This window comes from Anaerolinea thermophila (genome assembly GCF_020723905.1).
GTDB classification, from domain to species: domain Bacteria; phylum Chloroflexota; class Anaerolineae; order Anaerolineales; family Anaerolineaceae; genus Anaerolinea; species Anaerolinea thermophila_A.
Map to the genome: position 1 here is coordinate 357,342 of NZ_DYHZ01000001.1, position 23,517 is coordinate 380,858.

Annotated in this window: 17 protein-coding genes; 9 read left to right on the forward strand and 8 right to left on the reverse strand. The window is 56.9% G+C overall.

Features of this window, described 5'->3' with window-relative positions; translation table 11 throughout:
• Window positions 1-4 precede the first annotated feature (4 nt).
• Together LHF31_RS01500 and pgmB are read left to right on the forward strand one after the other, a co-directional pair.
• Window positions 5-2,200, forward strand: a complete 2,196-nt coding sequence (locus LHF31_RS01500) for a glycoside hydrolase family 65 protein (RefSeq protein WP_303773266.1) — start codon at window positions 5-7, stop codon at window positions 2,198-2,200.
• Complete coding sequence (gene pgmB / locus LHF31_RS01505) at window positions 2,197-2,841, forward strand: beta-phosphoglucomutase (RefSeq protein ID WP_298005931.1); 645 nt, start codon at window positions 2,197-2,199, stop codon at window positions 2,839-2,841. Before LHF31_RS01500 ends, pgmB begins: the two co-directional genes overlap by 4 nt.
• Before the next feature lie 72 nt (window positions 2,842-2,913).
• On the opposite strand, the gene LHF31_RS01510 is transcribed toward pgmB, so the two are convergent.
• Window positions 2,914-5,193 carry a glycoside hydrolase family 3 C-terminal domain-containing protein gene (locus tag LHF31_RS01510; protein ID WP_298005928.1) on the reverse strand — a complete coding sequence of 760 codons (2,280 nt, stop codon included), beginning with the start codon at window positions 5,191-5,193 and terminating at the stop codon, window positions 2,914-2,916.
• 575 nt (window positions 5,194-5,768) lie between these two features.
• Here LHF31_RS01510 and pheS point away from each other — a divergent pair.
• The 3 genes from pheS to LHF31_RS01525 are packed head-to-tail and all read left to right on the forward strand — an operon-like array spanning window position 5,769 to window position 10,121.
• Window positions 5,769-6,800 carry a phenylalanine--tRNA ligase subunit alpha gene (gene pheS / locus LHF31_RS01515; RefSeq protein ID WP_298005924.1) on the forward strand — a complete coding sequence of 344 codons (1,032 nt, stop codon included), beginning with the start codon at window positions 5,769-5,771 and terminating at the stop codon, window positions 6,798-6,800.
• Window positions 6,801-6,802: 2 nt separating this feature from the next.
• A complete protein-coding gene (gene pheT, locus LHF31_RS01520; protein WP_298005921.1) occupies window positions 6,803-9,334 on the forward strand; it encodes a phenylalanine--tRNA ligase subunit beta in 2,532 nt (843 codons plus the stop codon).
• Window position 9,335: 1 nt separating this feature from the next.
• Window positions 9,336-10,121 (forward strand): class I SAM-dependent methyltransferase, encoded by a 786-nt coding sequence (locus LHF31_RS01525; RefSeq protein ID WP_298005918.1) that lies wholly within the window; start codon window positions 9,336-9,338, stop codon window positions 10,119-10,121.
• 63 nt (window positions 10,122-10,184) lie between these two features.
• On the opposite strand, the gene LHF31_RS01530 is transcribed toward LHF31_RS01525, so the two are convergent.
• Window positions 10,185-10,664: a hypothetical protein gene (locus tag LHF31_RS01530; RefSeq protein ID WP_298005915.1), complete on the reverse strand. Its 480-nt coding sequence runs from the start codon at window positions 10,662-10,664 to the stop codon at window positions 10,185-10,187.
• 266 nt (window positions 10,665-10,930) lie between these two features.
• Here LHF31_RS01530 and ablA point away from each other — a divergent pair, with 266 nt between their 5' ends.
• Together ablA and LHF31_RS01540 are read left to right on the forward strand one after the other, a co-directional pair.
• The gene (ablA, locus tag LHF31_RS01535; RefSeq protein WP_298005912.1) at window positions 10,931-12,271 is read left to right on the forward strand and encodes a lysine 2,3-aminomutase; all 1,341 of its coding nucleotides are present in this window, start codon (window positions 10,931-10,933) and stop codon (window positions 12,269-12,271) included.
• Window positions 12,272-12,304: 33 nt separating this feature from the next.
• On the forward strand, window positions 12,305-13,264 hold the full coding sequence (locus LHF31_RS01540) for an aldo/keto reductase (RefSeq protein WP_298005909.1): 960 nt from the start codon (window positions 12,305-12,307) through the stop codon (window positions 13,262-13,264).
• A gap of 75 nt (window positions 13,265-13,339) precedes the next feature.
• Here the strand turns inward: LHF31_RS01540 and prmA are convergent, their stop codons facing one another.
• The 6 genes from prmA to LHF31_RS01570 form a co-directional block, all read right to left on the reverse strand.
• Entirely contained in the window at window positions 13,340-14,266 is a 927-nt protein-coding gene (gene prmA / locus LHF31_RS01545) for a 50S ribosomal protein L11 methyltransferase (RefSeq protein ID WP_298005906.1), read from the reverse strand.
• 59 nt (window positions 14,267-14,325) lie between these two features.
• The gene (gene dnaJ / locus LHF31_RS01550) at window positions 14,326-15,441 is read right to left on the reverse strand and encodes a molecular chaperone DnaJ (RefSeq protein WP_298005902.1); all 1,116 of its coding nucleotides are present in this window, start codon (window positions 15,439-15,441) and stop codon (window positions 14,326-14,328) included.
• A gap of 113 nt (window positions 15,442-15,554) precedes the next feature.
• Complete coding sequence (gene dnaK, locus LHF31_RS01555; RefSeq protein ID WP_298005899.1) at window positions 15,555-17,447, reverse strand: molecular chaperone DnaK; 1,893 nt, start codon at window positions 17,445-17,447, stop codon at window positions 15,555-15,557.
• 15 nt (window positions 17,448-17,462) lie between these two features.
• Complete coding sequence (locus LHF31_RS01560; protein ID WP_298005896.1) at window positions 17,463-18,095, reverse strand: nucleotide exchange factor GrpE; 633 nt, start codon at window positions 18,093-18,095, stop codon at window positions 17,463-17,465.
• A 20-nt stretch (window positions 18,096-18,115) separates the two neighbouring features.
• Window positions 18,116-19,174 (reverse strand): heat-inducible transcriptional repressor HrcA, encoded by a 1,059-nt coding sequence (gene hrcA / locus LHF31_RS01565; RefSeq protein WP_298005893.1) that lies wholly within the window; start codon window positions 19,172-19,174, stop codon window positions 18,116-18,118.
• 124 nt (window positions 19,175-19,298) lie between these two features.
• Window positions 19,299-20,282, reverse strand: a complete 984-nt coding sequence (locus tag LHF31_RS01570; protein WP_298005891.1) for an aldo/keto reductase — start codon at window positions 20,280-20,282, stop codon at window positions 19,299-19,301.
• 152 nt (window positions 20,283-20,434) lie between these two features.
• Between LHF31_RS01570 and LHF31_RS01575 the strand changes: the two genes are divergently transcribed.
• Together LHF31_RS01575 and selB are read left to right on the forward strand one after the other, a co-directional pair.
• Window positions 20,435-21,613 carry a hypothetical protein gene (locus tag LHF31_RS01575; protein ID WP_303773268.1) on the forward strand — a complete coding sequence of 393 codons (1,179 nt, stop codon included), beginning with the start codon at window positions 20,435-20,437 and terminating at the stop codon, window positions 21,611-21,613.
• An 8-nt stretch (window positions 21,614-21,621) separates the two neighbouring features.
• Window positions 21,622-23,514 (forward strand): selenocysteine-specific translation elongation factor, encoded by a 1,893-nt coding sequence (gene selB / locus LHF31_RS01580; RefSeq protein ID WP_298009888.1) that lies wholly within the window; start codon window positions 21,622-21,624, stop codon window positions 23,512-23,514.
• The last annotated feature ends 3 nt before the right edge of the window (window positions 23,515-23,517 follow it).

Here is a 23,517-nt window from a genome sequence, read left to right on the forward strand (position 1 = left end):
CTGTATGTCATCTTCTCTGTGGACTGTTACCGAAGAGACGTTCAACCCCCAGACACTGCATCACAGTGAAACGGTCTTCACTTCTGGGAACGGTTATCTGGAAAGCCGCGGAGCCTTCGAGGAAGGTTATCCCGGCGAACGCCGCACCACCTTCCTGCACGGCGTATTCGACGACATTCCCATTAGTTTTACAGAACTGGTCAATGCTCCCGACTGGCTGGAACTGCACCTCTTTCTGGACGGGGAATTCTTCCGTCTGGATCGCGGGCAAATTCTCACCTACCGGCGGACGCTGGATTTGCGCAACGGGCGGGTAAGCCGAACGGTGCGCTGGCGCAGTCCACAGGGGAAAACCACCCGATTGGAATTTGAACGATTTGCCTCGCTTGCCGATGAACATGTGCTGATTCTACGGGTGCAAATCACCCCGGAAGATTACAGCGGCACGCTGGAAGTGCGCGCTGGCTGGAGCGGGGATGTGGATAACCTGAACTACAAACACTGGGAGTGGCTGGCACAACAGGCAACTCCGGAAATTTGCGCTCTGCACGTACGCACCCAGGCAACCCGTGTGGAACTGGGAGCGGCGTCCCGGCTGACGCTGACGCCCGATTTGCCCGCCGAAATCTCCGCCTGGGATGTGCATAATCACCCCACTCAGGTGCTGAAGACCTCCCTTGAACAGGGAAAGCCGCTGACCGTTGAAAAAACCGCGGTGTATTTCACCTCACGGGATGTGGACAACCCCTACCATGCAGCGCAGGAAAAACTGCTCAGCCTGCCCGTTCCGGCATGGGATGCCCTGTGGGAACCGCACACCCGCGCCTGGGAAGAAGACTGGCAAGCCTGCGATGTGGAAATCGAAGGCGACGATGAAGCCCAGATTGCCGTGCGATTCAGCCTTTTCCAGTTGCTGGCGGCGGCTCCGCGCCATGATGAACGGGTTTCCATTGGAGCCAAAACCCTGAGCGGTTATGGCTACCGAGGACATGTCTTCTGGGATACCGAAATCTTCATGTTGCCGTTCTTCACCTACACCCGCCCGCACATTGCCCGCAATTTACTGTCCTACCGCTATCACAACCTTGAAGGGGCACGGAAAAAAGCACGGGCAGGTGGCTTTCAGGGCGCACAATTCCCCTGGGAAAGCGCTGCCACGGGTGAAGAAGTCACCCCGACCTGGGTGCCGCATTTTGCCGACCGGACTCAGGTGGTGCGCATCTGGACGGGAGACATCGAAATCCACATCTCATCCATGGTGTGCTACGGCATCTGGCAGTACTGGAAAGCCACTGGCGATGAAGACTTTTTGCTGGAACGCGGTGCGCAAATTTTCTTTGAAGTGGCACGCTTCTGGGCAAGCCGGGCTGAGTGGAACGAACACACCGGTAAATACGAGTTCAATGATGTGATTGGACCGGATGAGTACCACGATCACGTGAACAACAACGCTTTCACCAACGCCTTTGCCCGCTGGACGCTGGAAAAAGCCGTGTGGCTGTTCGATTACCTTAAACAAAACCATCCCGGGGTTGCGGAAGGCTACATCCAGAATCTGCAAATGACTCCGGAAGAACTACAGCGGTGGCAGGAAGTTGCCCGGCGCATTGATTACGCAGTTGACCCGGAGACCGGACTGGTGGAGCAATTCAAGGGCTACTTCCAGCGTCGCGATGTGGACCTGCAAGCCATGGAGCCGCGCACCGAATCGGTGCAGGTGATATTTGGCATCGAAGGCACCAATGAAACCCAGGTGCTCAAACAGCCCGATGTCTTGATGCTGGCTTATCTCTTGCCCGAACTGTTCGATAAGAAATCGCTACAGGTAAACTACGACTACTACACCCCCCGCACCGATCATACCTATGGATCTTCGCTGGGTCCCTCAATCCAGGCCATCATGGCATGCCGGGTGGGCAAACAGGAAGACGCTTACGAACATTTCATGCGTGCCGCCCGCGCCGATTTACGGGACGTGCGCGGTAATGCTGGCGATGGCATTCACGGGGCATCTGCTGGCGGGGTGTGGCAGGCGGTGGTCTTTGGCTTTGGCGGTTTGCAATTCCACAACGGTACATGGACGGTAACCCCGCACCTGCCGCATCACTGGAAACGGCTGGTCTTCCGCTTTACCTGGCGTGGAAAATCTTATGTCATTGATCTGCCCAACAAAGGTCCATTTTCGTCGGAGGAAGCATGATTCGCGCGGTGTTGTTTGATCTGGACGGGGTGCTGACCGACACTTCAGAATACCATTACCTTGCCTGGAAGCGTCTGGCAGATGAACTGGGCATCCCTTTCGACCGTGAGGATAACGAAGCCCTGCGCGGGGTTTCCCGACGGGAGTCGCTGGTACTGTTGCTGAAAGGACGCCCTGCCACAGAAGAAGAGATGCAGGAATGGATGGATCGGAAAAACCGATATTATGTGGAATCCATCTCTCAAATGACTCCGGACAACCTCTTGCCGGGCGCGCTGGATCTGCTCCATGAACTGCGGGAGAACGGCTATAAAACTGCCATTGTCTCATCGAGCAAGAACACCCCCATGGTGCTGGAACGGTTAAACATCGCCAATTTGATGGACACTGTGGTAGACGGCAACGCACCAGCCCGCAGTAAACCCGCACCCGATTTATTCCTGCTGGCGGCAGAACGGTTGGGAGTCAGCCCTCAGGAATGTCTGGTGGTCGAGGATGCCGCAGCCGGTATTGATGCCGCCCGCGCCGCCGGGATGCGCACTCTGGGACTGGGACCGCGGGAGCGGGTAGGGCATGCCGACCTGGTATTGCCCGACCTGAAGGGGGTACACCTCTCCGATTTAAAGCCCGTACTGGAATAGCAATTAAAAATAAAGAGCCTCGCCAGTTTAAGCGGAAACCGGGAGGCTCTTTTGATTCTATTTACGAGAGGATTATGCGTTGCCGTGCACTCTGGCAAGCAAATCGGCAACCACTGCCTCGGCAGGGGCGGGCAGACTGGCTTCCTGGAAGCCCAACACGCTGACCAGGGGCATATCCATCAGGAATCCCATCATGTCCATGCCGATCAGTTCATTGGATTCTTCCCCGCCCCCCATCGTGCGCGCCATTTCGCGGCGCATTTGATCAAACATCGGTCCAAAGACTGCCTTACCGCGAGGATCCGCCAGCCATTCTCGCACAGTGGACTCCATATTTAGAATGCAGGGCAGTTCCAGTGTCGATTCAAGAGTTACCGTCAGGGTGTGGCGAATGTCCACAGAAGAAGCGCCGATGAGAATATCAAACTCGCCGCTCTCGGTAATCCACTGGTGATATTCAGGATGGTAAAAGGCAAAGGCGCGGAAATCCAGCGGGATGGCAACTGTTTTGGTCTCGCCGGGCTGGAGTTCCACTTTGGCAAAGCCCTTCAATTCCTTGACCGGACGGGACAGAGATGCCTGACGATCATGCACATACACCTGGACGGTCTCCTTGCCCGCCATCTTGCCAGTATTGGTCACATCCACGTACACAGTCACGCCATCCACGTCGCGGAAGGTCGTTGCAGACACGCGCGGGTTGCTGTATGCAAAGGTCGTGTAGGAAAGCCCGTACCCAAAGGGGAAGAGCACGGGAACATCTCTGGCATCGTAGTATCGGTAACCAATGTACAGTCCCTCTCCATAGCGCACCTTGCCGGCTTCGCCGGGCCAGTTGAGGTAAGCGGGGGTATCTGCCAGACGCACCGGGAAGGTTTCCGCCAGTTTTCCGGATGGATTCACCTTACCGAAGAGGATATCCGCAATGGCACCGGCGCCCGCCTGTCCCATCATCCACGCCTCAAGCACTGCGGCAACGCCGTCAATCCACTCACTCATCACCACCGGTGCACCATTGTTCAGAATCACCACCGTGCCGGGTTGCTCCTTCGCCACCGCCTGGATAAGGGCAATCTGCTGTCGGGAGAGATCCAGGTCCTGGCGGTCATAACCCTCCGATTCTTTGGAGGGCGGCAGAGCCACAAAAATGAGCGCCACATCGGCTTCACGGGCTACCCGAACGGCTTCGTCAATCATCTCGGGATGCAAACTTTCATCCGCTGCGTACCCTTCCACAAAAGTCCACTGAATCCCCTCGCCTTGCTTCCGCAGTTCATCCAGCGGCACATCCACCCGCGTGGGGTTGATGTTTGAACTGCCGCCGCCCTGGAAATAGGGCTCCCGGGCAGAGCGACCAATGACCGCAACTTTGCTGACCTCTCTCAAGGGCAATATGCCGTTGTTTTTCAACAGCACCATGCCTTCGGCGGCAATCTCACGCGCCAGCCTATGATGGGCATCTGCATCAAAAGCGCCGCCTTTCGGCGTACGGAGGGCTTTATCCACCAGACGCAACACGCGGCGGACGGACTCGTTGAGCGCTTCTTCGGAAAGTTGCCCGGATTTGACTGCCTCAACCAGAGCGCGCACATGCGCGGGCTTGGGACCCGGCATTTGAAGATCCAGTCCACCCGCAAGAGATTTCACCCGATCGCGCACCGCTCCCCAGTCCGAGACCACCACGCCCTCGAAACCCCATTCCTCTTTGAGGATTTCCGTCAACAGGTGGCGGTGTTCGGATGCAAATGTGCCGTTGACCTTGTTGTAAGCGCACATCACCGTCCAGGGTCTGGCACGCTTGACCGCCGCTTCAAAAGCAGGAAGGTAAATCTCCCTCAGGGTGCGCTCATCTACTTCAGCGCTGATGGTGAAGCGTTCAAACTCCTGATTGTTGGCGGCATAATGCTTGATGGACGTACCAACACCCTTGCTCTGAATGCCGTTGATCAGAGCAACCGCCATCTCCCCCGCCAGATAGGGATCCTCCGAAAAATACTCAAAATTACGCCCGCCCAGAGGAGATCGTTTCATGTTCACACCGGGACCCAGCAAGATATCCACGTTCAGGGCAATGGCTTCTTCCGCCATGGCTTCTCCCATGCGCTGAAGAAGCGCAGGATTCCAGGTGGAAGCCGTACAGGATGCCGTGGGGAAGCAGGTGGCAGGCAGGCTCTTCGCAGAGAGGGTGTTCGGGTCCGAGGCACGCCGCACGCCGTGGGGACCATCGGTCATCACAATAGAGGGAACGCCCAGGCGCTCGATTGCCAGGGTACTCCAGGGGGTTGCGCCAGTGCAAAAGGCGGCTTTTTCCTCCAGCGTCATTTGAGAGAGGATGGCTTCAATATCTAACATGGGTTACTCCTTCTTAAGAACGGGAACAGATTTGAACGCTAACACAGCGAGAAACTGACTTGATGATACAATAATTACTTACAAAACACAAGGTAAGTAAGTTAAAAACTTTTCTCAGCCCTGCACATTAAATTTTCCCACACCGGGTGTGGAAATGCAAACTTTTTTTCATTGAATGAAGCGCTGGATGTGGAGTTTCCCCCTTGACATTCCCCCGCTTTCGCAGATAATAAACCTCAACAACCTGACACCTTAAGTGAAAAGGCTGAGACGGAGGAAAGTAGGCGGGTGGGCACCGTCAGAGAGGCAGGGGCACAGGCTGGAACCCCGCCCGGAAGAAGCCCGCGCGAAGTTCCCTCCCGAGCCGTCCGGGGGAAAGCCCTGAGATCCCTCAGCGCGAGTAGTTCGGACCGCACACCCGGCGTTAACGGGTTACCAATCGCCCGGGTGGGCTGTTGGGAAAGTGGGTCAGAGAGATTCTGACCAAGATGGGTGGTACCGCGGGAAACCATTCCCGTCCCATGCAGGGGCGGGAATTTTTTCATCAACAACCCTTCACCGGAATGGGAGGAAGAATGGACGAACTGCAAGAACTGGAACGCATCCGTCAGGAGGGGCTGGAACGACTGGCAGAGGCAAACGATGCCGCCAGCCTGGAAGCCTGGCGGGTTGCTTACCTGGGACGGAATGCCCCGGTCATGCAGGTTTTCAGCCGCCTGGGGCAGGCGCCCAGAGAACTGCGCCCGCAAATTGGTCAAAGCGCCAATGCCGTCAAACAGGCGCTGGAAGCGGCGTATCAGGAAAAACTGGAAGCCGTGCGCCGCGCTGCACTGGAAGAGGAATTGACCCGCCAGAAACTGGATGTGACCCTGCCCGGTCGGCGTCCGTTTCTGGGTCGCTACCACATTGAAACCCAGACGATGCGGGAAATTTTACGCATTTTCACTTCAATGGGCTTTCAGGTGTACAGTTCCCCGGATATCGAAACGGATGAGTACAACTTCACCTACCTGAACATCCCCCCGCATCACCCCGCGCGGGACATGTGGGACACCTTCTATCTGACCACACCGGGCTTACTGCTGCGTACCCACACTTCACCGGGACAGATTCACGCCATGCGTCAGTTTGCTCCGGAGCCGGTACGGGTGGTGCTGCCAGGTATGTGCTACCGGTATGAACAGGCTGGTGCCCGCAAAGATATCCAGTTCACCCAGGTGGAATTACTCGCCGTAGGGTACGATATCACCTTTGCGGACCTGAAAGGCACTTTACAGGATTTTGCCGATCGCATTTTCGGCGAACGCCTGCGCACCCGTCTGCGCCCATCCTACTTCCCCTTCACCGAGCCCAGCGCAGAAATGGACGTGGAATGCGTCATCTGTCACGGGAAGGGATGCAGTGTGTGCAAAGGCTCCGGATGGCTGGAGATCATGGGATGCGGCATGGTGCATCCGGTTGTCCTGCAACATGGCGGCTACGACCCGGCAAAGTTCACCGGCTTTGCCGCCGGCATGGGTCCCGGGCGCATTGCCATGTTGCGCCACGCCATTCAGGATATTCGTTCCCTTTATGAAAATGATGTCAGATTTCTGGAGCAGTTCTAACTATGAAAGTCGTCCTTTCCTGGCTGAAAGAATTTGTGGATATTGACCTCAACCTTGAGGAACTGGCGCGCACGCTGACCATGGCAGGGCTGGAGGTGGAGGAAATCCAACTGGTTGGACTGCCCATGCCCCCGGCTGAGCGCCACGAATTTCACTACAGCGGGTTGACATGGGAGCCCGATAAAATCGTCGTTGCCCGGATTGACGAGGTGATGCCCCACCCCAACGCCGATCGTCTGGTCCTGTGCCGCCTGCACGACGGTCAGCAGGAACATATTGTGTTGACCGGCGCCCCCAACCTGTTCGAGTATAAAGGCAAAGGGCCATTGCCCCAGCCGCTCAAAGTCGCCTATGCGAAAGAAGGCGCCCGGATTTACGATGGACACCAACCCGGGCAGGTGCTGACCACCTTAAAGCGCGCCAAGATTCGCGGCGTGGAATCCTATTCCATGGTGTGCTCTGAAAAAGAACTGGGCATTTCTGAGGAACACGAGGGCATCATCATCCTCGACCCGGATGCCCCAACCGGTATGCCACTGGTGGAATACATGGGCGATGCTGTTCTGGATGTATCCATCCTGCCCAGCATGGCGCGGTGCGCCTCGATCCTCGGCGTTGCCCGTGAGGTGGCAGCCCTGACCGGCAAGCCCCTGCGCCTGCCCCGTGCCACCCTGCCTGCAACAGGCGAAAGCATCCTGGGCAAAGCCTCCATTCAGATTACCGAACCCGAATACAACCCGCGCTTTGTGCTGGGGTTGATTCGCAATGTGCGCATCCAGCCCAGCCCGTACAGGGTACAATTACGCCTGCGTCTGGCGGGCATGCGCCCCATCAACAACATCGTGGACGCCACCAACTACGTCATGCTGGAAATTGGCGAACCCCTGCACGCTTTTGACTATCAGGCGCTGGTGCGGCGCGCTCAAGGCAACCCGCCTACCATCATCACCCGCCGCGCCAGACCCGGCGAAACCCTGACCACACTGGATGGCGTGGAACGCAAACTGGACGACTTCACCGTGCTGGTGTGCGATACGGCAGGTGCGCTTTCCATTGCCGGCGTGATGGGCGGTGCCGAAACCGAGGTGACCGAACAGACCACCGATGTACTGCTCGAAGGCGCCTCCTGGAATTTCATCAACATTCGCAAGACGGTTGCCGCGCAAAAACTCAATTCTGAAGCCGCCTACCGCTTCTCGCGCGGCGTCCATCCGGCGCTGGCACCTGAAGGGGTGAAACTGGGACTGGAACGCATGGCGTTGTGGAGCGGTGGAGAGATTGCCGCTGACCTCATTGACGCCTACCCTGTGCCCCACAAAGACCCGCAGGTTGACCTCACCGCTGCGGAGATCCGCCGCGCTCTGGGCATCCCGCTGAGCCTTGATGAGGCAGAAAACCTGCTCAGTCGGCTGGGATTCACCTGCCAGATCGAAGGCGATGTGCTTCATGTGCAGACTCCGCCTCATCGGCTGGACATTGGTGAGGGTCTGGTGGGCAAAGCCGACCTGATCGAGGAAATTGCCCGCCTGTACGGCTTTGACCGCATTCCGGCGCGCCGCCTGGCAGATCCTCTGCCCTCCCTGCAGGAAGACCCGAATCTAGCCCCCACCGATAAAGTGCGGGATGCGCTCGTCCGCCTTGGCTTACAGGAAGTCATCACCTACCGCATGACCACCCCTGAACGCGAGCATCGTCTGTATCTGGACGACGCCCCCGAGCGCAACGCTCCTTATCTGACGCTGGCAAACCCCATCTCGCTGGATCGCAGTGTGATGCGGCGCAGTTTGCTGGCTTCGGTCATGGAGATTGCCGAGCGCAATACCCGCCTGCGCGAACGTCTGGCTTTATTCGAAATCGGTCCGGTTTTCCTTCCTGTGGAAGGGCAACCCCGCCCCGACGAGGATTGGAGGGTTGCTCTGGTACTGACCGGAACCCGACAGCCGCCGGCATGGGACCGCAAAGAAGCCACCCCCATGGATTTCTACGACTTCAAAGGCATCCTCGAAGGGCTTCTGGAAGCCCTGCACATCCCGGATGTGACCTTCCGCGCGGCGCAAACCAGTACCTTCCACCCCGGCAAGTGCGCCGAGGCGCTTTCCGGCGATCGGGTGCTGGGCGTGTTTGGCGAACTGCATCCCAAAGTAAAAGAGCATTTTGACTTCGGACCTGCGCCGGTGCTGGCAGGCGATTTCTCGCTGAAAGCCCTGCTGGAGAGCATGCCGGTGGCTTACGAAGTTGGCGCCGTGCCCGCCTTCCCGCCGGTTCTGGAAGACCTGGCTGTTGTTGTGGATGAATCCATCCCTGCAGCGCGGGTCGAAGAAGTCCTGCGGCAGGGCGGCGGTAAACTGCTCACCGCCGTACGGCTGTTCGATATCTACCGCGGCGAGCAAATCGGCGCCGGGAAGAAGAGCCTGGCATACCGTCTGACCTATCAAGCCCTCGACCGCACCCTGACCGACAAGGATGCCACTTCGATTCGCCAGCGCATCATCCGCCGATTGGAGCAGGAACTGGGCGCAAAGATTCGGGGTTAGCGTGAACGACAATGAGGTGCTGGCATACAACCGCCGGGCGTGGAATCGTCAGGTGGAGCAGGGAAACTGCTGGACGATTCCCGTGACCCATGAACAGGTAGAAGCCGCCCGTCGTGGGGAGTGGAGTATTTTTCTTACCCCGCTTATTCCCGTCCCCCGCGGGTGGTTTCCGCCTGCTGGTGCAGAGATTCTCTGCCTTGCCTCGGGCGGCGGACAGCAGGGTCCTTTGCTTGCCGCGGCAGGTTACCGTGTGACCGTGTTCGACCTTTCAGACGCGCAGTTGAACCGCGATCGCGAAGTGGCTGAGCGCGAAGGCTTGAACATCCGGCTGGTGCAGGGCGATATGCGGGATTTATCGGCATTTGCCGATGAATCTTTCGATACCATCGTCCATCCGGTCTCCAACTGCTTTTGTCCCGAGGTGCGTCCGGTGTGGCGCGAAGCATACCGGGTCCTGCGGCGTGGAGGCAGTTTGCTGGCGGGGTTTAACAACCCGGCGGTTTATCTGTTTGATACAACCGCCCTTTGGGAACAGCGCCGTCTGGAAGTGCGCTGGAAAATCCCTTATGACGATCTCCATGGGCTGAGCGAAGAAGAAAAACAGAAATACCGCGAAAAGGGGATTCCCCTGGAATTCAGTCATACATACAATGACCTGATTGGCGGTCAACTGGAAGCGGGCTTTGCCCTCACAGGCTTCTACGAAGACCGCAACCCTCCCGGAGAGGACGTTCTGAGCGAATACCTGCCGTGGTACTTTGCAACCCGAGCGGTCAAACTCAACTGACCTCATCCTCCCCCGACGGATTTCGGGGGAGGATGCTTTTTACGCCGGCAGACGCCTTCTGATTCATTCTCCCAGTTCGTTCCACACCGCCTGGAGAAATGCGCCCTTCTCCGGCAGTACTCCTTTGCGAATCTCGATGCGATGCAGGCGTTTCGTCCATTCCACCAGCAGGGTATCCTCCCCGCCCTTCTCCGAAGGAATGCGTTCGAGCGAGTACACCCCCGAGACATCCGAGGAAAGAATCAGCACACGGTAGGGGCGATACACCAGGGCAACAAAATAGGCTTCTCCAAACGATTTTGGCTCTGGCAGGGTGATGAGATAAATGGTGGTGCGGCGGTTGGGCTGATAGGTCAAATAATTCAAGCCAAAAGAATCGCGCAATCCCGTTGAACCGACCCGCTTTCCAGCCTCATCCCAGTAAAACCGCAACAGGCGTGTGCCGTCGCGTTCCAGCAAACGCACAAAAGTATCCGGGTTGCGATGAAACAACTCAGGCAATGCCTCATTTACAAATGCCTGTGACTGGGTTTTCTCATTCATAGAGCGGTTCCTCAATTTTGATTATAACGGCTAGCGGGACGATTTTTAAGAATGTGTACAAAAACAGTATCCTTGTTACCCTCCCAATAATTTGACCTGAAGGATGAGATTTTGTACAATGAAAACGTGAGAGCGTGGTACCTGACCGCTTTACCGTTAGGATTCTTCCGTCCCGATCACGATCCGCCACCGGGGAGGCGCCTTTCGTGAAGCGGATTCATGTTCCGGATCATTCTTTTTTATTTCTATGCCAAAGGAGTGTACACATGTCCCCGGTAGCATTTCCTGCCAATAAACGTGCCCCGATTTACCGAGATATCCCCGATGAAAAATGGAATGACTGGCGCTGGCAATTGAGCCACCGCCTGAACAGCGCGGAGGATTTTGAACAGGTACTGCGCCTGACCGACAGCGAGCGCAAAGCCCTGAATACACAGGGATTATTCCGCGTGGATATTACCCCCTATTTTGTCTCGCTCATCAACCCGGATGACCCCGAGGATCCCATCCGCAAGCAGGTCATCCCCCGCGCGGAAGAGATTGTGCCGTTCACCGGCATGATGGAAGATTCTCTGGCGGAAGACCGCCATTCACCGGTGCCGGGACTGGTGCACCGCTACCCCGATCGCGTGCTGATGCTGGTGACCACCCAGTGCGCCTCATACTGCCGGTACTGCACCCGCTCGCGCATTGTGGGGGACCCCAGCGCTACCTTCTCCCGCGCCGAATTTGAGATGCAGATTGAATACCTCAAACGCACCCCTCAGGTGCGCGATGTCCTCCTCTCCGGCGGTGACCCGTTAACGCTGGCACCCAAACTGCTGGAAGAACTGCTCCAGCGTCTGCGAGAAATTGAGCACATCGAGATCATCCGCATTGGCAGCCGGGTGCCGGTATTCCTGCCTCAGCGCATCACCCAGGAATTTTGCGATATGCTGGCAAAGTATCATCCGGTGTGGATGAACATTCACGTCAATCATCCTAACGAAATTACCCAGGAACTGGCAGATGCCTGCGATCGCCTGACACGGGCAGGTGTGCCGCTGGGCAATCAGAGCGTCCTGCTGGCAGGCGTCAACGATTGCGTGCACATCCAGCGCAAACTGGTGCAGGACCTGGTGCGCATCCGCGTGCGCCCGTATTATCTGTATCAATGCGACCTGGTGGAAGGCGCAGGGCACTTCCGTACCCCGGTAGCCAAAGGCATTGAAATCATCGAAGGACTGCGCGGACACACTTCCGGGTATGCCGTGCCTACGTACGTCGTGGATGCCCCTGGCGGCGGTGGCAAGATTCCCGTGATGCCCAATTACCTCATCAGCATGTCCGACCATAAAATCATCCTGCGCAACTACGAGGGGTACATCACGACCTACGAAGAGCCCATCACCTATCAACCTCACGACCCGAAAACCTGCCCGTACTGCCAGAACAAGCGCCCCGAACCCGGGCAGACGGGCATTACCGGCTTACTGGACGGCGATGCCATGTTCATCAAACCCGAGCACTTTGACGAACTGCACAACCGCGGCGGCGGTCTGCACCGTCTGCGTGCGGATTCGGAAAAATGGAAACCTTTGGGAATTGGCAGCGGCGAAGAAATGTAACCTGCCTTTTTCCACCTGCACGAGGAGGATAACATGCACTACCGCAGAATGGGACGTTCCGGTCTCAAACTCAGTGAAATCAGTCTGGGCGCCTGGGTGACCTTTGGCAATCAGGTTGACGAAAAAACTGCCACCGATCTCATCCATGCTGCCTACGATCAGGGCATCAATTTCTTTGACAACGCCGACGTGTATGCCGGTGGAGAAGCCGAAGTGCTCATGGGGCGTGCCATTCGTGGCTTGCCCAGAGAAGCGCTGGTGCTTTCCAGCAAGGTCTTCTGGCCCACCATGCCGGGACCCAACGGGCGCGGACTTTCCCGCAAGCATGTAATGGAATCCGTACATGCCTCGCTGAAACGCATGCAGGTGGAGTACTTTGACCTGTACTTCTGCCACCGCTACGACCCGGATACGCCGGTAGAGGAAGTGGTATGGGTGATGAACGACCTGATTCGTCAGGGCAAAATCCTCTACTGGGGCACATCGGAATGGGAACCGCACCAGATCATGGAAGCCATCGGGGTTGCACGCGCCCTGAACCTGATCGGTCCCAGCGTGGAACAGCCTCAATACAACATGTTCCACCGCAAGCGGGTGGAGAACTTCCTCGCGCCGGTTTGCCGGGATTACGGCATTGGTTTGACCACCTTCAGCCCGTTGTACTTTGGCATCCTCAGCGGCAAATACAACGAGGGCATCCCGGCAGGCAGTCGCGCATCCATGGAAAACATGGCATGGCTGAGGGATTTAATCACCCCGGAGCGCATCGCCATTGTGCGGCAACTCACCGAACTTGCCAGCGAACTGGACGCCACCACCGCTCAACTTGCCATTGCCTGGATCCTGCGCCGAAAAGAGGTCAGCGCGGTCATCACCGGTGCATCCAGCCTGGAGCAAATGGACGAAAACCTGGGCGCCGCCGAAATTGCTGAAAAACTCGATGACGATTTGCTGGAGCGCATCGAAAACATTTTAGGGAATTTCCCCGAGTAAGGATTGTGGGTTAAACACAGATCCCTCTCTCCAGCCTGCTCGAGAGAGGGATTTTTTCATCTCTGCATTGATGGCTTAAGCCGGTTTGATCAGACGCAGCGCCACCCAATCGTTAATTTGACGCTGTTCGACAAACTTCAAGTTTTTCTGAGCGGCGGCAAGCAAGACATCCGGCGCCTGCGTATCCAGAATGCCGCTAAGCACCAGCGTCCCGCCGGGGCTGACCAGATCCGCCAGACCGGTATCAAACAGACGAATGATGACCGGCGCCAGAATATTTGCCAGTACCAGCGGGGCTTGCTTAAGACTGAAGTTTCCCGCCAGAATCTCGCTTACCGACCCCTGCCCGATCTCCATCCGATCCAGCACCCCATTGGCTTCGGCATTTTCGCGGGTAGAAATCACCGCCGCCTGATCAATATCCACTGCCAGGGCATGGCTGGCGCCCAGTTTCAGCGCACCAATGGATAAAATTCCCGAACCACAGCCCACATCAATCACCGGCTGACCGGGGATGACCGTCTCCTCCAGAAAAGCCATGCACAACTGTGTGGTGGGATGCGTGCCAGTGCCAAACGCCATGCTCGGGTCAATCTTGACCGGGATACGGGTCTCGCCGCGGTCGGGCGCTATCCATGCGGGCAAAATGAGCAAACGCTCTCCCACCGGAATGGGGCGGTAGTGCTGTTTCCATGCCGCCATCCAGTCTTCGTCCTGAATGGTACGGAAGGATGGTTCCGGAAGAGGTTGAATCTGTCCAAGATGCCACAGGGCTTCGGTTACCTTCTGGCGGGTTTCTTCGATATGTTCATCAATGGGAAGGTAACCGTACACCTTCACCGGACCGTACGGGGTACCTTCATCTTCCGCATCGTTGTACCGTACGGCACTTTCCACCACCACGCCACCGGAGACGAAACGGCTCAGCACTTCCGAAACGGCTTCACCCAGTTCCGGATCAACAGTGATGGACACTTCCAGCCAGTGGGGAGCATTGGACATACACACCTCTCAAGAGAAAAGTTAAAGGGCGCTTCGCCAGCGCCCTGTGATAGTTTGTTTTAGAAGAAGTCTCGCAAGCGCTCAAAGAAACTCTTTTCCTGCGGCTTGACCTCACTGCCCAGGGTCTGGGCTAATTGCTCAAACAGACGCCGCTGTTCCGGCGTAAGACGACTGGGAACTTCCACATTTACGATGACCAGTTGATCGCCGCGTCCGTTGGAGCGCAGGTGAGGAACGCCTTTGCCTTTCAGGGTGAAAACTTTGCCGGGTTGTGTTCCCGGCGGGATGTTCAGGGTGGTTTTCCCGTCAATGGTCGGAATCTCCACCTCAGCGCCCAGCGTAGCCTGAGCCACATTGATATTCAGGTTCAGCAGAATATCATCCTGTTTGCGGCGGAAGAAGGGATGCGGTTTGACCTGAATTTCGATATAGAGGTTGCCGTTAGGACCACCATTAATGCCGGGTTGTCCTTCGCCCGCCAGGCGAATTTGCTGTCCGTTGTCAATCCCTGCCGGTACTGCCACCACTTTTCGCACCGTCTTGCGTTCCAGACCGCGCCCCCGACAGGTTCGGCAGGGGGTATCAATGACCTCTCCGGCGCCATTGCAGGTCGGACAGGTAATTACCTGAACCATCGAGCCCAGGATGGTCTGCCGCACCTGCCGCACTTCGCCGCGCCCACCACAGGTAACACAGCGCTGTGGGCGAGTTCCGGGTTCAGCGCCGCTTCCCCGGCAGGCAGAGCAAATTTCATCGCGGGTAAACTCCACCTCTTTTTCACAGCCGAAAATGGCTTCTTCAAAGGTGAGGGTGAGCGTGGCATTCAAATCGGCGCCGCGGCGGGGGGCATTGCGGCTGGACCGCCGGCTTCCCATCCCCATGCCGAAACCAAACAGTTCTTCAAAGATGTCGCTCAGATCGATGGTTGAAAAGTCGGGCATTCCGCCCATGCCGTTCAAACCGGCATGTCCGTAGCGGTCATAGGCGGCGCGTTTTTCAGCATCCGAGAGTACCGCATAGGCTTCATTGATTTCCTTAAACTTCTCTTCCGCATCCGGACTTTTGTTCACGTCCGGATGATACTGACGCGCCAGGTTCCGGAAGGCAGATTTAATCTCCTCCGGGGTGGCGGTTCGCGGAACACCCAAAACTTCGTAGTAATCTCTCTGTGTCATAGTCATCACTAAGCGAGTGGTCCTGAAAGAGAAGACCACTCGCTGAATTGTATCATGATTGCAGGGATTCCCCTCAGGGCAGATTTACCCCGAGAGGAATCCCGTCTTATGGATTACAGATTTTTAAACTCGCCGTCCACAACATTGTCGCCGGGTTGGGTTTCGCCGGTGCCACCACCGGAGCCATCTCCACCCGCAGGCGTACCGCCCTGATACATGCTGGCGCCCACTTTTTGCACCAGTTGCATCAATGCATCCGATTTGGAGCGGATATCGGCAATGTTGTCGCTGTTCATGGCATTGCGCACCTGAACGATTTGCTCATTTAACTGCTTCTTCAAGTCTTCAGGGATCTTCTCTCCCTGTTCGCGGAGCAGTTTTTCAGCGGTGTAGATGACATTATCTGCCTGATTACGGGTTTCGATCAACTCTTTACGGCGGCGGTCTTCCTCTGCATGGGCTTCGGCTTCCTTGCGCATGCGCTCGATCTCGGCTTCGGAGAGGCCCGAAGACGCCGTGATGAAGATGTGCTGACTGCGACCGGTGGCCTTATCCATAGCGGTCACCTTGAGGATGCCGTTGGCATCAATGTCGAATGTGACCTCGATTTGCGGGACGCCGCGCGGGGCAGGCGGAATGCCATCCAGAATAAAGCGCCCCAGCGACTTGTTGTCGGCTGCCATGGGACGCTCGCCCTGTACCACGTGGATTTCCACCTGAGTTTGTCCATCCGAAGCGGTGGAGAAAATCTGGCTCTTGCGGGTGGGAATGGTGGTGTTGCGTTCAATCAACGGGGTAGCCACACCACCCAGCGTCTCTACGGAGAGGGTCAGCGGGGTAACGTCCAGCAAGAGGATGTCTTTCACCTCGCCGCCCAGCACGCCCGCCTGAATTGCCGCACCCACAGCCACGACCTCATCGGGGTTAACGCCCTTGTGAGGCTCCTTGCCAAACATACGGCGCACGGCTTCCTGGACTGCCGGCATGCGGGTCATTCCGCCCACCAGCACCACCTCGTGCACGTCGCCGGGCTGTAAACCGGCATCCGCCAGAGCGCGGCGAACCGGTTCGAGCGTGCGCTCGACCAGATCGCCGGTAAGTTGCTCCAGTTTGGCGCGGGTGAGACTCATGACGAGATGTTTCGGACCGGTGGCATCGGCAGTAATGTAAGGCAGGTTGATCTCGGTCTGCAACATGCTGGAGAGTTCAATCTTTGCCTTCTCAGAGGCTTCCCTAAGACGCTGGAGCGCCTGCCGGTCATTGCGCAGATCAATGCCCGTCTCGTTCTTGAATTCATTAATGAGGTAGTCCATGATGCGCTGGTCAAAGTCATCGCCGCCCAGGAAGGTGTCCCCACTGGTGGAACGCACCTGGAAGACACCATCGCCCACATCGAGGACGGAAATATCGAAGGTTCCGCCGCCCAGGTCGTACACCGCAATGACCTCGTTCTTCTTTTTATCCAACCCGTAAGCCAGAGAAGAGGCGGTCGGCTCGTTGATGATGCGCAAGACTTCCAGACCGGCAATCTTTCCGGCATCTTTGGTGGCATTGCGCTGGGCATCGTTGAAGTACGCCGGGACGGTAATCACCGCCTGAGTTACCGGCTCGCCCAGGTAGGCTTCGGCATCGGCTTTGATTTTCGCCAGAATCATGGCGGAGATTTCCGGAGGCGAGTACTCGCGCCCGTCCAAAATAACGCGCACATCCCCATTGGGAGCCTTGGTCACTTTGTAGGGAACACGGCTGATGGTGCGCTGGACCTCGGGATCATCATACTTGCGCCCCATAAAGCGCTTGATAGAGAAAATGGTATTCTCCGGATTGATGATGGCCTGATTACGCGCGGGACGTCCAACCAGACGTTCGTGGTTCTTGTTGTACGCCACCACCGAAGGCACCAGACGCTCCCCTTCAGCCGAAGGAATGACGACCGGCTCACCGCCCATCATGACGGCAGCCACAGAGTTGGTAGTTCCCAGATCAATTCCAATGATTTTTCCCATGGTAAATTATGCCTCCTATCGCGCAACTCGCACCCTTGCGGGTCGTAAAACACGGTCTCCGAGTGTATACCCATCCTGCAACACTTCGATAATCTGCCCGCTTTCGTGATCCGGGCTGTCTTCATAGGTAATGGCTTCGTGCCGCATGGGGTCAAACATCTCCTGCTCAGCGGGGATGCGATGAATCCCTTCGGCATCGAGAATGCTCTGCAGTTTGCGATAGATCAGTTCAATCCCATCTGCCCAGGAAGCAGCTTCGCCATCCCTGGGACGCATCTTCATCGCACGGCTGAGATCATCCAGAATAAGCAGGTACTTCTTGAGGATTTCGCCAGTAATATTCTGGGTCAAACTTGCCTGTTCCCGCTCAATGCGCCGTTTGTAATTGGAAAAATCTGCCCGTTCACGCGCCCAGCCTTCGAAATACTCCTTTTGTTTCCCTTCCAGTTCGCGGATGTATTCCTCCAGCGCCCTGACGCGTTCGCGCAGGGCTTCAACCTCTTCTTTTAAGGCGTCTTTTTCCGCTGTCTCGGCGGGTTGAGATCCCTGCTCCCTGTTCGGCGAAGCGGCAGGTTGGGCTTCCGGCACAACGCCTTCCGCTTCTTGTTTCATTTCTTCCTGTTTCACTGTTTTACTCCGTTTGCTCATGGTATCACCCACGCATTGTGTCAGTTGGTATGATGTTCATCTTCCACCAGCGTTTCAGCGACCAGATCGCTGAGCAATCCAGCCAGAAAACGCAGCGTGGAAATGGTACGTCCATACGCCATCCGCATCGGTCCCAGCACCCCCAGCGTACCCGTCGCCTGCCCCGGCACCCCGTAACGGGTCAATAAGAGCGAACTCTGCCGGAGATCTTCCCAGGTGCCCTCACCGCCGATCAGCACCTGAACGCCACCTACAGCGTTGGTTGCAAATACCGTGCGAGCCAGCAGTTCCTGCAACAGGGTGCGTTCTTCCAGCAGACGCAACGCTCGACGGGCTTCTTCGGAATTGGAAAATTCCGGCTCTGCCAGCACATTGGTCAAGCCATCGGTAAAGATTTCTCCCGAAATAGTGCGTTCGGTTTTGTAAAGGTCGTCAATGACGTAGCCCAGGATGTCGTATGCCAGCCCGTCAAAGTGACTACGCAGGGCGCGAATGCTGTCGGCGTCGCGGTCTTGCAGTTGACGGGAAATCCGATCTGCCACCTCAGAAAGTTTCTCCTGTGGCACCGGCTCCGAGAGGGTGAGGATGCGCTGACGGATTTCGCCACCGACGATGACCAGCACCATCAGCACCTGACGCCCGCGGGTGGAGATTAATTCCAGATGCTTCAGGCGGGCTCGCTCCGGATGAGGAGCGGTCACCAGAGACGCGGCACGGGACTGATGCGCCAGCACGCTGGCGGCAAGGCGCATCCACTGCTCCACATCCGTGCCCATCTGATAGAACTGATGGGTAATGGTGTGTCGCATGGAATCGGGAAGGGCTGTTTCCTGCATCAACCGACCCACAAAAAAGCGATAGCCCTCTTCGGTAGGCACCCGCCCCGCCGAAGTATGCGGCTGACGCAGGTAGCCCATTTCGGTCAGCGCCGCCAGTTCGTTGCGCACCGTGGCAGAGGACATATCCAGTTTGTACTGCTCCACCAGGGTAAGCGAACTCACCGGCATGGCTGTACGCACATATTCATGCACCACCAGCGCCAGCAAAAATTTTTGTCGTTCGGTTGGTTCCCGGTTCATGGTTCTCACTCTAAATTTAGCACTCTAGCGGGTAGAGTGCTAAATTATCGAAAACAATCATACCATGCTCAAAGGTCATCGTCAAGCAGAGTGTCTTTTCTTTAATAAATTTCTGATATATCGCTTACATACCCTTTCCGCGGGCTTCTTCCGTACGATCTGTGGCTGGCGGCGGCTCCGGAGAAAGCGCAGAAATTTCAGCCCGCAGTTCGGGAGTCATCTGGATGTTCAAAGATTGAAGCGAATCTTCCAGTTGAGATAGATTGCGGGCACCGATGATGGGAGCGGTTACCGCGGGATGACTGCCCACCCACGCCACCGCCAGCGCCGCCGGAGAAAAACCTCGTTCCCGCGCAAAGCGCACAAAACGCTCGGCGACCTCATACATCCATGCATCACTGTACCGTACCTGATAAATGGGATGGTCCACCAGTCTACCCTGTTCAGGGCGAGTGGTGGCGCCGTATTTCCCCGTCAGCAAACCGGCTCCCAGCGGGCTGTAAGGAATCACCCCTAACCCTTCCGAAAGCGCCATGGGGAGAATTTCCACCTCTGCCTGACGCTTGACCAGATTGTACATAGGCTGGATGACCGCAAACGGCGCCCACCCATAGCGCGCCGAGATGCCCAGCGCCTTGGCAATTTGCCAGGCGGCGAAGTTGCTGGCGCCCAGATAAAGCACCTTGCCCGCCTGCACCAGATCATCCAGCGCCCGCAGCGTTTCTTCGAGCGGGGTCAGTTCGTCAAAGCGGTGAATGAAATACACATCCAGATAATCGGTGCCCAGCCGACGCAGGCTTTGCTCAATGTTCAACAAAATGTTCCGGCGGGTTGCCCCACGGGCATTGACATCCTGACTGGGCGGGAAATACACCTTGCTGGTCAGAATGACCTCATGGCGATGCCCCCGGGTGAAACGCCCCAGCAGTTCCTCGGATTTGCCGCCGTTATACACATTGGCGCAGTCGAAAAAATTAATGCCCACATCCCGGCAACGACGATACAACGCCGCGGAAGTCTCTTCATCGGCATCCCCGCCAAAGGTCATCGTGCCAAAACACAACTGGCTGACCCGCACACCTGTCTTTCCAAGCAAACGATATTCCATGAACCAGACCTCCTGTACGCACTCAACAATAAGAAGATTGTAGCACAGGCAAAATATTCCATACCCTGAACACGCACTGCAACGAATAAGGTATAATTTTCCCTGACCGATTTGCAAATCTACTCGTGTACCCCTGACAGGAAAACACCCCCATGGATCTTGAACAATTACAGAAACGAATCGAATGGTTGGAAGGCGAGCGCCGCAAAGACAAAGCCATCATTGACACGCTGGAACAGCGGCTGGCAAACCTGGAAGCCGGTTTGCCCGACGTCCAGGGCAGGGTTAAAGAACTGGAAGCAGAAGTTGCCCGGCTGAGCACCCTTGGAAGCCGTTTTGATCAACTGGATGCCGCCATTCTTCAGGTGCGCAGTGAATTTACCCGTACCATTGAGAACATTGAACGCTTGCGCGCCGAGTACAACCGTGACATGGAAAAAGTGCGCCAGGATGATCTGGATACCTTCAACCGCGCCATCGGCGAACTGCGCAAGAACATCGAAATTCTGCCCGAACTGCGCAAAAACCTTCAGGCGCGGGTGGAAGAAGATTTCCGCCTCTCCCGCCTGATCGAAGGACTGGAAGTCAAACTGGTCGAGTCCCGACGCTCCGAAGAAGAGTACCGCCGGGCGCAAAAACTCATTGAAGAAGCCCAGCGGCAGGAAACCAAACGTATGACCGATTTGCAGGGAGAGGTCTCTGCCATTCGGAAACGGCTGGAAGAACTGCGCGGCAAAGTGGAACTGCTCGCCGATGGTAGTCGAAAACTGGAAACCCGCCTGACCGAAATCCAATCTGCCGAGAGCGAACGACGCCAGGCACAGACTGCTTTCATCGATAAAGTGAACATGATACAGGTTGAGCGCGAACGCATCTGGAAAGACTGGCAGTCGCGGTTTGAAGCCATCGAGCGGCTGGCTCAGGGGCTCGATTCGCAGGCACAGGCACTGGACACGACCCATCGCGCGGTTAAACGCGCTCAGGAAGCGTTTGAGGAAATCACCCAAAAGTTTGAGCGTCGCATCAATGAGATTACCGAAATGCAGCGCCTCACGGAAGAGCGGTTCCGCCAGGAATGGATGACCTTCCGCGCCGACGATCAGAAACGCTGGACGAATTACACCCTGGTGCAGGAAGAACAACTGCGCGAAAGCGCCCGCCAGAACGAACGCATTCAGGATCAGTTGACGGCTTTACAGGACGCTTTACAGGACATCAACGATACCCTGCACAATATTACGCTGGAAACGCAGAAACGCCTGCAGACTCTACTGGCGCTTACACACCAGTGGATGGAGGAATACGACCGCACCTTCGGTCGTAGCAGTTAAGAGAAGACATGCGCGTCATTGGCACCGCCGGGCACGTTGATCATGGCAAATCCACGCTGGTTGCCGCCCTCACCGGCATTCACCCCGACCGGTTGAAGGAAGAGCAGGAGCGGGAGATGACCATTGATCTCGGCTTTGCCTGGATGACCCTGCCCTCAGGTGAGGCGGTTGGGATTGTGGACGTGCCGGGGCATCGCGACTTCATCGAAAATATGCTGGCAGGGGTAGGTGGTATTGATGCGGCATTATTCGTTGTGGCAGTAGATGAAGGCATCATGCCGCAAACCCGCGAACACCTTGCCATCCTGGATTTGCTTCAAATTCCTGCAGGGGTCATTGCGCTGACCAAAGCCGACCTCGCTCCTGACGCTGAATGGCTGGAATGGGTGCGTGCAGACGTACAAAACACCCTGCGCGGCACCGTCCTGGAAAACGCTCCCATTGTTCCAGTTTCTGCCCGCACGGGAGAGGGACTTCCCCACCTCATCACCGCTCTGGAAGCCTGTCTGGCGCAACAACCACCCCGCCCGGACCTCAAACGCCCCCGCCTGCCCATTGACCGCGTCTTCACCATTTCCGGGTTTGGCACCATTGTCACCGGCACCCTGCTGGATGGAAGTTTTCGGGTCGGCGATGAGGTAGAAATCCTGCCGGGCGGACTGCGCGGGCGCATCCGCGGGTTGCAAACCCACAAGATGAAAGAGCAAATTGCCGTCCCGGGAAGCCGCACCGCCATCAACATCAGCGGGGTAAATATGGAAGAGATCCGCCGCGGACAGGTGGTCACCCACCCGGGGACGTACCAGCCCTCGCAGGTGCTGGACGTCCATTTTCGCCTGCTCCCCGATCTCGAACTGCCTCTACGCCATTCCAGCGAAGTCAAACTGTTCCTCGGTAGTTCCGAAGTCATTGCGCGGGTACGTCTGCTGGGAAACGATGTGCTGAACCCCGGCGAAGAAGGCTGGCTTCAACTGGTCTTGCGCGAACCGGTGGTAACCGTGCGCGGCGACCGTTACATTCTGCGGCGCCCCTCGCCCGCCGAAACCCTGGGTGGCGGCGAGGTGCTGGATCCGCACCCGGCAAAACTGTACCGGCGGTTCGATGAAACAGTTCTTCAGCGGCTCCATGCCCTGCGAGAGGGCAATCCTGCTGAAATCATCCTTGAAGCCTTTCAACGCGCGGGCATTGCGTCGGTTCGAGAAACCCTTACCCGTACCCGCCTGGGCGCTGAACGTCTGGCGCCGGCTCTGCAAGACCTGTTCGATCAAAAGGCACTGATTGGGCTGGAAGAAGGCGCTTACTCCCCGGAATGCGACCTGCTGGCGGCTACTCAGGAACACTGGCAAAACGAATGCAACCGTCTGCGCAAAGAAATGCAGGCATTCCACGCGCGTTTTCCATTAAGACGCGGCATTCCTCGCGAGGAACTGAAAAGCCGTCTGAAAATGTCGGCACGGGTATTCAATGCCTGCCTGAGACGCTGGTTACAGGAAGGCCATCTCCGCGAGGAGGCATCTTTTCTGGCTTTGCCAGAGTTTCAGGTGCGCTTCAGCCCTCAGCAACAAACGCTCATCGCTGGCCTGATGAACCGGTTTGCCTCCGCTCCCTTCACCCCCCCTTCGGTTAAAGAAGCACAGGCAGAAGTGGGCGAAGAAATCTATCAGGCTCTGGTGGAAAGCGGCAGACTGGTGCAGGTTTCCCCCGAGGTGGTCTTTCGCAAAGAGGACTACGACGCCATGCTGGACTGGGTCAAACGCCACTTTCAGCATTCCCCCACCCTGACCGTAATTGAGTTTCGCGATGCCCTGAACACCACCCGGAAATATGCCCTGGGCTTTCTGGAACACCTGGACGCCATCGGCATCACCGTTCGAGAGGGCGATTTCCGTAAATTGCGCTGATGG

Coding starts and splice junctions, on each gene's coding strand:
- LHF31_RS01540 (WP_298005909.1), top strand. CDS start 12,305: ATGCACTACCGCAGAATGGGACGTTCCGGTCTCAAACTCAGTGAAATC.
- LHF31_RS01530 (WP_298005915.1), bottom strand. CDS start 10,664: ATGAATGAGAAAACCCAGTCACAGGCATTTGTAAATGAGGCATTGCCT.
- LHF31_RS01570 (WP_298005891.1), bottom strand. CDS start 20,282: ATGGAATATCGTTTGCTTGGAAAGACAGGTGTGCGGGTCAGCCAGTTG.
- pgmB (WP_298005931.1), top strand. CDS start 2,197: ATGATTCGCGCGGTGTTGTTTGATCTGGACGGGGTGCTGACCGACACT.
- LHF31_RS01510 (WP_298005928.1), bottom strand. CDS start 5,193: ATGTTAGATATTGAAGCCATCCTCTCTCAAATGACGCTGGAGGAAAAA.
- hrcA (WP_298005893.1), bottom strand. CDS start 19,174: ATGAACCGGGAACCAACCGAACGACAAAAATTTTTGCTGGCGCTGGTG.
- selB (WP_298009888.1), top strand. CDS start 21,622: ATGCGCGTCATTGGCACCGCCGGGCACGTTGATCATGGCAAATCCACG.
- prmA (WP_298005906.1), bottom strand. CDS start 14,266: ATGTCCAATGCTCCCCACTGGCTGGAAGTGTCCATCACTGTTGATCCG.
- LHF31_RS01500 (WP_303773266.1), top strand. CDS start 5: ATGTCATCTTCTCTGTGGACTGTTACCGAAGAGACGTTCAACCCCCAG.
- dnaK (WP_298005899.1), bottom strand. CDS start 17,447: ATGGGAAAAATCATTGGAATTGATCTGGGAACTACCAACTCTGTGGCT.
- pheS (WP_298005924.1), top strand. CDS start 5,769: ATGGACGAACTGCAAGAACTGGAACGCATCCGTCAGGAGGGGCTGGAA.
- LHF31_RS01575 (WP_303773268.1), top strand. CDS start 20,435: ATGGATCTTGAACAATTACAGAAACGAATCGAATGGTTGGAAGGCGAG.
- dnaJ (WP_298005902.1), bottom strand. CDS start 15,441: ATGACACAGAGAGATTACTACGAAGTTTTGGGTGTTCCGCGAACCGCC.
- ablA (WP_298005912.1), top strand. CDS start 10,931: ATGTCCCCGGTAGCATTTCCTGCCAATAAACGTGCCCCGATTTACCGA.
- pheT (WP_298005921.1), top strand. CDS start 6,803: ATGAAAGTCGTCCTTTCCTGGCTGAAAGAATTTGTGGATATTGACCTC.
- LHF31_RS01560 (WP_298005896.1), bottom strand. CDS start 18,095: ATGAGCAAACGGAGTAAAACAGTGAAACAGGAAGAAATGAAACAAGAA.